The sequence below is a fragment of the Caldanaerobacter subterraneus subsp. tengcongensis MB4 genome, assembly GCF_000007085.1.
Classification (GTDB): Bacteria; Bacillota; Thermoanaerobacteria; order Thermoanaerobacterales; family Thermoanaerobacteraceae; genus Thermoanaerobacter; species Thermoanaerobacter subterraneus.
This window is the reverse complement of sequence record NC_003869.1, coordinates 635,241-647,362: the sequence shown is the minus strand read 5'-3', so window position 1 is coordinate 647,362 and position 12,122 is coordinate 635,241. Positions and strand designations below refer to the sequence as shown.

Here is a 12,122-nt window from a genome sequence, read left to right as displayed (position 1 = left end):
TGTCTATGAGGTTCAAGTACTTAATTGTAATTGCTGTGGTACTTACACTTATAGCCTCTTCAATAACCGGATGTAGCAGTAAAGAGCAAAAGCTCACAAAGATAAATTTCGTAGAAACGGTCCACTCCATTTTTTACGCTCCCTATTATGTAGCGGTAAGCCAGGGCTTTTTCAAAGAGGAAGGTCTTGAGCTTGTAATCACGACTGCTCAAGGCTCAGACAAAGCTGCGACAGCTGTGCTTTCTGGAACAGCAGACATAGGACTTCAAGGTCCTGAGACCACCGTATATGTGCTCTTAGAGGGAAGAGATGATTACCTAGTTAATTTCGGACAGCTGACGAGAAAAGACGGTTCCTTCCTCCTCGGCAAGAAACCTGAACCGAACTTCAAGTGGGAAAACTTAAGAGGCAAAAAAGTCATAGGTGGAAGACCTGGCGGCATGCCAGAAATGACCTTAGAGTACGTTCTAAAGCAGCACGGACTGGACCCCAAAAAAGACCTAACTCTTATCACCAATCTACAGTTTACAGCAGCAGCCGGCGCTTTCATGTCATCAGATGCCGACTATGTGGCTTTGTTTGAACCTACAGCTTCAATGGTAGAAAAACAGGGAGGAGGTTATATTGTAGCTTCTGTAGGAGCGTCAAGCCATGAGGTACCCTACACTACTTTTAACGCCAAAAAAAGCTATATTGAGAAGCACCCTGATATAATACAAAAATTTGTAAACGCAGTGTACAAAGGTATGCTCTGGGTAGATTCTCATTCCCCTAAAGAGGTGGCAGAGGCTATAAAACCTTTCTTCCCTGATGCAGATGTAGACCTCATGGCAACTGCTATTGAAAGGTATAAAAACCAGAATACGTGGGGAACAACTCTCAAAATGAAAGTAGAAGACTTTGACTTCTTGCAGACAATACTTTTAGATGCAGGAGTGATAAAAGAGAAGGTGGATTCAAGGCTTCTTATAAACAACACCTTTGCTGAAAAAGCAGAAAAAACTATTAAAAAGTAAACTGAAGGTTGTGCCCAAAAGCATCTTGGGCACAACCTCAAAATATAGAAAGGAGTGCTTGTATGGACAATGTGATGGTAAGCCTTAAAAACGTCTCTTTTAAATACCACACATTGGAAGGTGAAACTGAAGCTTTAAATGATATCTCCTTTGATGTGTACGAAGGAGAATTTGTGGGAGTAATAGGACCTTCGGGATGCGGTAAATCTACCCTTTTGTCCATAATTTCCGGTCTTTTAAAGCCTTCCAGAGGAAGCGTAGAAGTAAATGGGAAAATAGGCTATATGCTTCAAAGGGACCATCTGTTTGAATGGAGAACTATATGGCAAAATGCGATACTTGGGCTTGAAATTCAAAAAAAGCTCACAGAAGAATCGAGAAGCTACGTAAAAGATCTGCTCAAAAAATACGGGCTGTGGGAGTTTAGAAACTATTACCCCAATCAGCTTTCAGGAGGGATGAGGCAAAGGGCTGCACTAATCAGGACACTCGCTTTAAAACCTGACATATTGCTTTTAGATGAGGCCTTTTCAGCTCTCGACTATCAGACAAAGCTTGCCATATCCGATGAGGTGTATAAAATTTTAAAAAATGAACAGAAAACTGCCGTAATAGTGACCCACGATATTTCCGAGGCAATAGCCATGTGTAATAGGATTGTAGTACTTTCAAAAAGGCCCGCCTACGTAAAGAGAATTTATGAAATATCTCTCACCTGTGATGATTATTCACCAATAGGGAGAAGAAAAGCACCTGAGTTCAGAGAGTATTTCAATTCTATATGGAAGGAGCTGGATATACATGTATGAAGTGGCATCCACCTATGTGTCAAAAGAGCATCAAGAATTTTTAAAAAGCGTTAAAAGAAAAAATATAATGGTAAGAGTAACACAACTGGCAATCCTGGTAATCTTTTTTGGATTGTGGGAAATCGCAGCGAGGTACAAAATTATAGACCCTTTCCTTGTAAGCCAGCCCTCTAGAATGTTAAAGACAATGCTGACTTTAAATCAAAACGGGACTCTTCTCATGCATATATGGGTTACTTTAAGTGAAACTGTAGTGGGATTTACTTTGGGAACAGTTGCAGGGATGTTTATTGCAATACTCCTATGGTGGTCAGATTTTCTCTCACAGGTGGCAGAACCTTACTTAGTAGTCTTAAATAGCCTCCCAAAGATTGCATTAGGACCTATTTTCATAGTTTGGATGGGAAACGGTGAAGCTCCAATTATCACAATGGCACTAGCTATTTCATTAATTGTGACAATTATAAGCCTGGCGACAGGTTTTAAAGAAGTGGACGAAGAAAAAATAAAGCTTTTAAAGACCTTCGGGGCTACAAAAATGCAAATACTCACCAAATGCGTGCTGCCCGCCAGTGTACCCACTATAATGTCGGCTATAAAGATAAACATCGGCCTTTCGTGGGTTGGAGTCATAACAGGTGAGTTTTTGGTATCAAAAGCCGGCCTCGGATATCTGATAGTCTATGGAGGGCAAATTTTTAAATTAGACATGGTAATGACGAGTGTGCTGATCCTTTCCATACTCTCAGCTTTAATGTACGTATTTATAGTGTATCTTGAAAAAAAGCTCATTCGCTGGAGATAGAAAGAGATGCTTTTTATTTTAACATGTGCTAAAATATGTTTGTAATACATCGTACGTAGAGGTGAAAAGAAATGAAAATTGCACTGGCACAGATAAACCCTGTTGTTGGAGATATAAAACATAACTGTGAAAAAATAGTAAAATATATTGAAAAGGCAAAAAAAGAAAAGGCGGATTTGGTTGTATTTCCTGAACTGTCGACTGTTGGCTATCCTCCTAAAGACTTTCTTTTCGTGAAAGACTTCATAAAAACAAATGAAGAGATGATAAATAAAATAATACTGCCGGCAACTGATGAAATTGCCGTAATACTAGGTACTGTGAGAAAAGATGAAAATAAAAATTTGTATAATTCTGCCTTTTTTGTTTACAACAGAAAAATAATAGAAATATTTGATAAAACGCTCCTTCCCAATTATGACGTATTTGATGAGAAAAGATATTTTTCTCCTTCATCACAGATAAAAACAGTTGAATTTAAGGGCGTAAAAGTAGCAGTAAATATATGTGAGGATGCATGGAAAGGCTATGTGTTTGAGCCAAGCGCAAACTATTCTGTTGATGTTTTGGAAGAGCAATTTAAACTAAAACCGGATATTTTTATAAACATCTCTGCCTCTCCCTATCATTTGGGCAAACACAGGACAAGGCTTGGAATAATGAAAGAGAAAACTGATAAATACGGCATTCCTTTTGTGTACGTCAACCAGGTAGGAGCAAATGATGAACTCATTTTCGATGGAAATAGTTTCGTATTAAATGAAAAAGGAAAAGAGGTAATAAGGCTAAAAGGATTTGAAGAGGATTTTAAAGTAGTAGAGTTGCAAAATTTGGAGGACTTCGAAGAGCTGCCAGAACTTAAAGAAGATATATCTTGGATATATAAGGCTCTTGTAATTGGAGTTAGGGATTACTTTCATAAATTAGGATTTAAAAAAGCGGTTCTGGGACTAAGCGGTGGAATTGATTCTGCAGTAGTGGCAGTAATAGCCTCTGAAGCCCTGGGAAAAGAAAATGTATTGGCAATTTCTATGCCTTCAAGGTATTCTTCTGAAGGAAGTGTAAAAGATGCAGAAATCTTGGCCAAAAACTTAGGCATAGACTTTAGAGTGATTCCTATTGAGCCTGTTTTCAAAAGCTATTTATCTGTCTTCAACAAAGATGGAAATGCTTTAGGAGATGTGGCAGAGGAAAATGTACAGGCTAGAATACGCGGAAATTATCTCATGTTCTTTGCAAACAGGGAAGGATACGTAGTGCTTACAACAGGCAATAAGTCAGAGTTGGCAATGGGTTATTGCACTTTGTACGGAGATATGAGTGGAAGTCTAGCAGTGATTGGCGACTTATATAAAACTCAAGTATATGAGTTGGCGAGGTATATAAATAGAGAAAAAGAGATAATACCAGTTTCAATAATTAAAAAAGTTCCTTCGGCAGAGCTAAGGCCAAACCAAAAAGATGAAGACTCTCTTCCCCCTTACAGAATACTGGACCAAGTGTTGAAGCTTTATCTAGAGGAAAATGCTTCTGTGGAGGAAATAGCAGAAAAAGGCTTTGACAAAGACCTGGTAAGGCACATCATAAATACTGTAAATAAAAATGAATACAAGAGAAAACAGGCCCCTCCTGTACTTAGAGTCTCACCTAAAGCCTTTGGCACTGGCAGGAGAATGCCAATCGTACAAAATTTCAAAGCGTAGGGGGAGATAATTTTGTCAAAGCAACTTCAAAGCGATATAGTGCTGACTCTTGTGACAATGATATGGGGTTCTACTTTTATAATAGTGAAAAATGCCATTCAATCCCTTCCTGTGTATAATTTTCTTTTCATACGCTTTTTATTAGCCTTTTTATTGCTGGCAGCAATTTTTTATAAAAAACTTAAAAAGATAGATAAAAGTACTCTAATGGCTGCCTCTTTAATTGGAACAATGTTATTCTTAGGATACGCCTTTCAGACAATGGGGCTTTTATACACCACAGCCTCTAAATCCGGATTTATTACAGGCTTTAGCGTAGTATTAGTACCCATATTGGAGGCCATACTCCTTAAAAGAAAACCCACCAAGGCAGCTACCGTGGGAGTGGTGCTTGCTTTTATAGGCCTTATACTTCTTACAACAAATATTGACCTCAGTATCAATATAGGGGATTTCCTTACTCTTCTCTGCGCCTTTGCCTTTGCCATGCACATAGTTTTGATATCAAAATACGCTTCAAAGATGGACACATACCTACTTGCTACCGTTCAAATTGGAATGGTGGCACTCTTAAGTGGCATTGTAAGTTTGATATTTGAAAAGCCTTTTATACCTACTTCCCTGGATGTTTGGGGAGCTATAATAATAACCGGCGTATTCGCAACGGCTTTTGCCTTTGTGGCTCAAAATACCATGCAGGCTTATACAACTGCCACCCATACGGCCCTAATTTTTTCCCTCGAGCCGGTATTTGCCGCATTAGCTGCTTATTTAATCGCAGGAGAAACAATGTCTATAAGAGCGATCATCGGAGGAGCTTTCATGCTGGCAGGAATAATCTTATCTGAACTACCTGAAAAAGAACCTGAGAAAAGATAAAAAGCTTCCCTCTTTTGAGGGAAGCTTTCACATTTCCTGGTATTTGCTTGCGATTTTAAGCCTCATCAATGCCCTCTTCAAAGCCGCTTCTGCAGCAATGTACTCCTGTTTGCTCTTTTTCTGGCGCAGTTTTTCTTCTGCCCTCTCCTTGGCTGCTTGAGCTCTTGCTATATCTATTTCTTCCGGCCATTCTGCAGCACTTGAGAGTATTGTAACTCCATCTCTTCTCACTTCCATGAAGCCTCCAGAGATGAAAGCTTCTTTCCATTGACCATCTTTTTTTATCTGCAAAGTGCCAGCCTGAGCGATGGGAGTTGTAAGAGGAATGTGGTCTTTCAAAATGCCAATCTGACCTGTGGTAGTAGTCACAATTATCTCTTCCACATCCCCTTCATAAAACTTTCTGTAAGGGGTCAATACTTCGAGGTGAAAGGTTTTATCCATTTATTTCACCTCATTTCATCTTCTCTGCTTTCTCATAAACTTCATCGATCGTTCCTACCATGTAAAAGGCTGGCTCTGGTATGTCGTCCATTTCTCCCTCCACAATCTTCTTGAATCCCCTTATGGTCTCTTTGAGAGGAACATATTTACCCGGAGTCCCAGTGAAGGCCTCTGCTACGAAGAAAGGCTGTGACAAGAATCTTTGTATCTTTCTTGCCCTGTACACAATGAGCCTGTCTTCCTCCGTCAGCTCTTCCATGCCGAGTATGGCTATGATATCCTGCAATTCTTTATACCTTTGCAGAATTTCCTGCACTTTCCTAGCAACGTAATAGTGCTCTTCTCCTACTATGTGGGGTTCAAGTATTCTGGAGGTAGAATCCAACGGGTCAACTGCAGGGTAAATACCCATTTCTGCAATGCTCCTTGACAAAACTGTAGTAGCATCCAAGTGAGCAAAAGTTGTCGCTGGAGCAGGGTCTGTCAAGTCGTCCGCAGGAACGTAAATAGCCTGAACCGATGTTATAGAACCCTTCTTTGTAGATGTGATTCTCTCCTGAAGAGCGCCCATTTCAGTAGCAAGAGTGGGCTGGTATCCAACAGCAGAAGGCATTCTGCCTAAAAGAGCAGAAACCTCTGACCCTGCCTGTACAAACCTAAAGATGTTGTCTATGAAAAGCAAAACGTCCTGATGCTCTTCGTCCCTAAAGTACTCTGCTATGGTAAGCCCTGCAAGTCCCACTCTCATTCTGGCTCCAGGAGGCTCATTCATCTGACCGAACACAAAAGCTGTCTTGTCTATAACTCCAGCCTCGTGCATTTCAAGCCACAATTCATTCCCTTCACGGGACCTTTCACCTACTCCTGCAAATATGGAGTAACCGCCGTGCTCAATGGCCACATTTCGTATAAGCTCCATTATAAGGACTGTCTTCCCAACACCTGCACCGCCAAAAAGCCCTATCTTTCCACCTTTTGGATAGGGTGTGAGAAGGTCAATTACTTTTATTCCTGTCTCTAAAATCTCCGTTGCAGGGTTTTGCTCCTCAAAAGAAGGTGGCTTTTTGTGAATGGGCATGTATTTTACGTCCTTTACTTCTCCCAGCTCGTCAATGGGCTGTCCTAAGACGTTAAACATCCTGCCCAGCACGCCTTTTCCAACAGGAACCATTATAGGTCCGCCGGTGTCTATGCACTCCATTCCTCTTCTCAGTCCGTCTGTAGATGCCATTGCCACACATCTTACTGTGTTATCCCCTATGTGCTGGGCTACTTCCACCACAAGCTCTCTATCTCCCATAGGTATTTTTATGGCGTTATTTATTGGAGGAAGATCCCCTTCAAACCTTATATCTACAACAGGACCAATTACCTGTGTAATGTAACCTTTTTTCAAACTATCATCTCCTTTTTATACAGATGCCCCTGTAATTATTTCTATAATTTCCTGCGTTATAGAAGCCTGCCTTAGCTTGTTGTACAAAAGAGTGAGCTTTTCAATCATCTCGTCGGCATTGGAAGTTGCTCCATCCATTGCCACCATTCTGGAAAAATGCTCTGAAGCAAAAGCCTGAACGAGAATGCTGTATATGAGCCCTTTTAAATATTCTGGAACTATCGCATCAAAGACTTCTGAAGGAGAAGGTTCGTAAATCATGTCGCTGTCAATTACCACGTGCTCTTCCACGGCCTCTTCTTCCTCCGCAGCAATGGACATGAAATTTTCGACATCCAGCGGCAAAAGCCTTAAAGTCCTCACCTTCTGAGAAAGCCCCTTCATTTCAGTGTACACAGCCCATATTTCATCCGCATCGCCATTGTTATACTCTTTCAGAAGAATTTCTGCAATCTCCGCCGCTAAGTCAACAGTAGGATTTTGTGCAGTGTAGAGGAAATCTCTGTCTACGTCGTATCCCTTTTTTATGAAGTACCTTCTCCCCACTTCTCCTACTACTTTCAAATTCGCCTTCTCATTTTTAATTAGCTCTATAGAAGCCTTTATTACATTGTGGTTGTAAGCGCCGCAAAGGCCTTTATCTCCTGTCACTATGAGAAAGACCTTCCTTTTATCCTGTTTTTCAGGGACATCCTTTTTTTCAAGATATCGTGATGTAACTTCTCCTGTGTGAAGCAAAATGTCTTTCATAACCGTCTGAACCCGGTAATAGTAGGGCCTCACTCTGTCCAACATACCTTTGGCTTTCTGGAATTTTGAAGCAGAGATGAGATACATCGCTCTGGTGATTTTTCGCACTTCTTTCACACTCTTAATCCTTAAGGCTATATCTCGTTTTCCCATTATTTTTCACCCTTTGCGGCGTACTTTTCCTTGTACTCGAGGATTGCAGCTTTAAGTTTCTCCTCCGTCTCTTTGGTGAGGTCTTTTGTATCTCTTATGGACTGCTTTATCTCTGGATAAGCTTCGTCCAAGAACTTGAGAAGCCCCATGACAAAAGGTCTTACTTCACTTACCTCAATGTCTGTCACATATCTATTCATCACAGTGTAAATCGCTATTACCTGGTCCTCAACAGCCATAGGCTGGTACTGAGGCTGTTTCGTAATCTCTACAATTCTCTCGCCCTGCCTCAAAACCTCAAGAGTAGCTTTATCTAAGTCAGTTCCAAATCTTGCAAAAACCTGCAATTCTCTGTACTGTGAAAGCTCAAGTCTCAAGCGCCCTGCAACCTTTTTCATCGCTTTTATCTGAGCGGCACCGCCAACACGGGATACTGAAAGACCCACGTTTATAGCAGGCCTTATGCCGCTGTAGAAAAGCTCTGACTCCAGATATATCTGACCATCTGTTATGGATATGACGTTTGTTGGAATATATGCTGATATATCTCCTGCTTGAGTCTCAACAATCGGTAGAGCTGTCAAAGACCCGCCGCCATACTCATCAGAAAGTCGAGCAGAGCGCTCAAGCAAGCGTGAATGCAGGTAAAATACGTCTCCAGGATAAGCCTCTCTTCCAGGCGGCCTTCTTAGAAGGAGCGATAGAGTTCTGTATGCCACCGCATGCTTCGAAAGGTCGTCATACACCACAAGCACGTCTTTTCCCTGATACATGAAGTGCTCTCCCATTGCACAGCCCGCATAAGGAGCTATATACTGCAAAGCCGCCGACTCACTGGCAGTTGCTGCAACTACCGTGGTATATTCCATTGCTCCATATTTTTCAAGCGTATTCACTACACTTGCCACAGTAGAAGCTTTCTGCCCTATTGCAACATATATGCAGTATACCCCTTTGTCTTTTTGGTTTATTATGGTGTCAACTGCTATAGCGGTTTTCCCCGTCTGCCTGTCGCCTATGATGAGCTCTCTCTGACCTCTACCGATTGGTATCATGGAGTCAATGGCGAGAATACCAGTCTGAAGAGGCGTATTAACAGGCTGCCTCCTTACTATAGGAGGAGCAGGACTTTCAATAGGCCTTTTCCCTTCATACTCTATAGGGCCTTTTCCGTCAATAGGCTCTCCCAGTGGATTTACAACCCTTCCTAAAAGTCCTTTACCTACAGGCACTTCCATTATGCGGCCTGTTCTTTTCACTACGTCCCCTTCTTTTACTTTCTCAGGGTCTCCTAACACTACAACACCTACTGTGTCTTCTTCTAGGTTCAGGACCATGCCTACGACTCCGCTCTCAAACTCCACCATTTCACCGTACACAGCATTGTCAAGGCCGTATATCCTCGCTATTCCGTCCCCTGACTGAATAACATAGCCTATTTCTTGAGTTTCTACGCTAAAATCAAAGTTTTTAATTTTTTCCGCCAAAACAGAACTAATTTCCTCTGGTCTTATTCCCATACGCTTTTCACCTTCTTAAATTCATTTTAGACAGCCTGACGCATGTTTTTGAGAAGAGCTTCAAGTCTTGCTTTAATTGAACCGTCAATTACAGTATTGCCAATGACCAGCTTTAAGCCACCTAAAATTTCCTTATCCACTACAGGAATCAAATTTACCTTTTTATTATACTTTTTCTCTAGCTTTTCCCTGACCAGATTTAACACTTCTTCTTTCAAAGGATAGGCAGAAATTACTTTTACATCTATCATATTAAAGTAAGCCTTATACAAAGCTTCAAACTCATTCAGTATCTCTTTGATGAGATTTTCTCTGTGCTTTGATATTGCTACTTTGACAAAATTTACAATTTCTTTTGAAAAACCTTCTAGCACTTCTTCAACAAATTTCATCTTTTTTGTCTTGTCAATGCTTTTATTTACAAAAATCTTCCATACAGCTTCTGTTTGCAATATCTCCACAGCTTTTTTCAATTCTTCGTAGTATTCTTTTACCCTGTCTTCTTTTTTAGCCACATCAAAGAGGGCAGAGGCATACCTTTTTGCTATTATTTGTTCCATGACCCTGCCTCCTCAATGACCTCTTTAATAAGGTCTTCATCCTCAACAGGCAGTTTTTTCTCTAAAACCTTAGAAGCAGCTTCTATTATTAGATGTGACATTTCTGCCCTCAGCTCATGCATAGCCTTTATCTTCTCAAGAACTGCCTCTTCTTTTGCTTTTTCAATTATGCTCTCTGCTTCCTTATTGGCACTCTTTATGATTTCACTTGCTCTTTCTTCTGCTTCTTTTTGGGCTTTTTCAATTATAGCCCTGCCTTCGTTTTCCGCATTCTGAAGTTTTTCCTCATACTGTGCTTTTAAGCTATAGGCTTCTTCCCTTTGTTTGTCAGCATCTTCTAGAGCTGATTTAATTTTATTCTCTCTATCTTCCAAAAACTTTGTAACAGGCTTAAACAAAAGCCTTTTTAGGATATAATAAAGCACCAAAAGGTTGATGATTGTAAACACAAAAGTGGAGAGATTAAAAAGTTCCAAGGCTTTCCCTTCTTTCATCAGGAAATTTTGGTATTTCCTTTATGGCTTGAAGATTATGATCATTATTGCCACAAGCAACCCGTAAATGGCTGTTGCCTCTGCAAGAGCGCCTCCTAACAAAAGAAGTTGCATAATCTTTCCACTTGCCTCTGGCTGTCTTGATACAGCCTCAACAGCTTTTCCAGTGGCAATACCTATGCCAACTCCTGCTCCAATTCCTGTTAAAGCAGCAATAGCTGCACCTATAGCCAATAAATTCATTCATATCCACTCCTTTTCTTTTTTGATTTTTTATTAAAATTTTTTAATCGTTTTACTATTTTTATTATACACTATTCTATCGCTTCTTCAATATATAACATCGTCAGGAAGACAAACACCAGCATTTGTAAAAGGCCGTCAAAAAGGTCAAAGTATATGCTCAAAAATGCAGGTAGGACTACTGGCACGGCTCTTTCTATAAGCTCCATTATGACAACTGCTCCAAAAATGTTGCCAAAAAGTCGCGCAGCCAGAGATAAGGGTCTTACAAAAAGGTCCAAAAGGTTTATAAAGAGGTCTATAGGTGACCTAAAAAAATGCTTTAAAAACCCAAAAAACCCTCTTGCCCTTAATGAAGCTATTATGACTGTCACAATAGACATAATAGCAAGGGCTGAGGTTGTGCTAAAATCTTTTGTCGGAGGGGTTAAGCCGAAAATGCTTATGGTATTTGCAATAGTCAAAAAAGCTGCCACCGTCCCCAAATACGGTGCGTAATCCTTCCAATGATCCCCCAGTGCGCTTTCTACAAATTTATTAAAGCCATCTACAATAAGTTCCACTACATTCTGCACCCCAGAAGGAACCAACTGCCATCCCCTTGTCAACAGAGCAGAACCTATAATCAAAACTGCCATCACTATCCATTCTACCACTACTGTCTCTGTGACAGGTATCCCGCCAAAAATCGGTATGGTAAATACCACCGGAGAGCCTATCTCCAATTAATTCACCTCCTCGCTGCTATACCCCCAACACGTATAATTATATAATTTGTCACAAAATTTTTCAATTTAGTATATTTACTTTCCTGTAAAAAACATACAACCATTTGGGGGTTATCTACTCTTGAGGTCTTCTTCTAAATTCTTGTCAAGTATGAATAAATATACATACTCACCTTTTTCAGGATTTATATCTCTATAAATTCCTACAACTTGGCAGCCAGTGAGGCGCATTATCATCTCTGTAAATTTTGGCTTGAGAATTTCATCTAAGAGTTGTCTCAACTCTTTTACCAGCCTTTTCCCTTCTGCAGTTGAGATGATCTGCCTTTCCTCATGAGTAAGAGACTTACTGAGCCTGACAATAATCATGTCTTCACAAATGCGGGTTTTGGCAGCTTCGGCTCCTCTCCCAATGGCCTCTTTTGTAATTTTGATCATTTCTTCGTTTATCTTGCTTTCAAGCATTCCTTTCATTTTGACCCCTCCAAAAAAGAGACAAAACCATTTCATTATGACTTAATTAAAATTATACTCCCTTTTACAGTATAACACAATAATTTTAACGTTGCTAAATTTGTTCTAATTCAAAAATAGTCAAAAATTTAACGATTTCTCCCCAAAG

Annotated in this window: 14 protein-coding genes; 5 read left to right on the top strand and 9 right to left on the bottom strand. The window is 40.3% G+C overall.

The window, feature by feature from the left end; translation table 11 throughout:
• Positions 1-5: 5 nt before the first annotated feature.
• From TTE_RS03105 to TTE_RS03085, 5 genes are all read left to right on the top strand, one after another.
• Positions 6-1,016 (top strand): ABC transporter substrate-binding protein, encoded by a 1,011-nt coding sequence (locus tag TTE_RS03105; RefSeq protein ID WP_011025053.1) that lies wholly within the window; start codon positions 6-8, stop codon positions 1,014-1,016.
• 62 nt (positions 1,017-1,078) lie between these two features.
• Positions 1,079-1,825, top strand: a complete 747-nt coding sequence (locus TTE_RS03100) for an ABC transporter ATP-binding protein (RefSeq protein ID WP_011025052.1) — start codon at positions 1,079-1,081, stop codon at positions 1,823-1,825.
• Entirely contained in the window at positions 1,818-2,630 is an 813-nt protein-coding gene (locus TTE_RS03095; protein ID WP_011025051.1) for an ABC transporter permease, read from the top strand. Before TTE_RS03100 ends, TTE_RS03095 begins: the two co-directional genes overlap by 8 nt.
• A 71-nt stretch (positions 2,631-2,701) precedes the next feature.
• On the top strand, positions 2,702-4,333 hold the full coding sequence (locus tag TTE_RS03090) for an NAD+ synthase (RefSeq protein ID WP_011025050.1): 1,632 nt from the start codon (positions 2,702-2,704) through the stop codon (positions 4,331-4,333).
• Positions 4,334-4,345: 12 nt separating this feature from the next.
• A complete protein-coding gene (locus TTE_RS03085; protein WP_011025049.1) occupies positions 4,346-5,212 on the top strand; it encodes a DMT family transporter in 867 nt (288 codons plus the stop codon).
• Positions 5,213-5,239: 27 nt separating this feature from the next.
• Here the strand turns inward: TTE_RS03085 and TTE_RS03080 are convergent, their stop codons facing one another.
• The 9 genes from TTE_RS03080 to TTE_RS03040 all read right to left on the bottom strand — a co-directional run bounded on the left by TTE_RS03080 (position 5,240) and on the right by TTE_RS03040 (position 11,974).
• A complete protein-coding gene (locus tag TTE_RS03080) occupies positions 5,240-5,656 on the bottom strand; it encodes a F0F1 ATP synthase subunit epsilon (RefSeq protein WP_011025048.1) in 417 nt (138 codons plus the stop codon).
• Between the two features lie 10 nt (positions 5,657-5,666).
• Positions 5,667-7,052, bottom strand: a complete 1,386-nt coding sequence (gene atpD / locus TTE_RS03075; RefSeq protein WP_011025047.1) for a F0F1 ATP synthase subunit beta — start codon at positions 7,050-7,052, stop codon at positions 5,667-5,669.
• A 15-nt stretch (positions 7,053-7,067) separates the two neighbouring features.
• Complete coding sequence (gene atpG, locus TTE_RS03070; protein WP_011025046.1) at positions 7,068-7,955, bottom strand: ATP synthase F1 subunit gamma; 888 nt, start codon at positions 7,953-7,955, stop codon at positions 7,068-7,070.
• Positions 7,955-9,475, bottom strand: coding sequence for a F0F1 ATP synthase subunit alpha (atpA, locus tag TTE_RS03065; protein ID WP_009610842.1), 1,521 nt, complete (start codon positions 9,473-9,475; stop codon positions 7,955-7,957). Before atpA ends, atpG begins: the two co-directional genes overlap by 1 nt.
• 26 nt (positions 9,476-9,501) lie before the next feature.
• The gene (gene atpH, locus TTE_RS03060; RefSeq protein WP_011025045.1) at positions 9,502-10,035 is read right to left on the bottom strand and encodes an ATP synthase F1 subunit delta; all 534 of its coding nucleotides are present in this window, start codon (positions 10,033-10,035) and stop codon (positions 9,502-9,504) included.
• Positions 10,023-10,529 carry a F0F1 ATP synthase subunit B gene (atpF, locus tag TTE_RS03055; RefSeq protein WP_011025044.1) on the bottom strand — a complete coding sequence of 169 codons (507 nt, stop codon included), beginning with the start codon at positions 10,527-10,529 and terminating at the stop codon, positions 10,023-10,025. The genes atpH and atpF overlap by 13 nt, the downstream gene beginning before the upstream one ends.
• Before the next feature lie 21 nt (positions 10,530-10,550).
• Positions 10,551-10,772 carry an ATP synthase F0 subunit C gene (gene atpE / locus TTE_RS03050; RefSeq protein WP_011025043.1) on the bottom strand — a complete coding sequence of 74 codons (222 nt, stop codon included), beginning with the start codon at positions 10,770-10,772 and terminating at the stop codon, positions 10,551-10,553.
• Between the two features lie 71 nt (positions 10,773-10,843).
• Entirely contained in the window at positions 10,844-11,497 is a 654-nt protein-coding gene (locus tag TTE_RS03045; RefSeq protein ID WP_011025042.1) for a F0F1 ATP synthase subunit A, read from the bottom strand.
• A 114-nt stretch (positions 11,498-11,611) separates the two neighbouring features.
• Positions 11,612-11,974 carry a DUF2294 domain-containing protein gene (locus TTE_RS03040; RefSeq protein ID WP_011025041.1) on the bottom strand — a complete coding sequence of 121 codons (363 nt, stop codon included), beginning with the start codon at positions 11,972-11,974 and terminating at the stop codon, positions 11,612-11,614.
• Between the last annotated feature and the right edge of the window lie 148 nt (positions 11,975-12,122).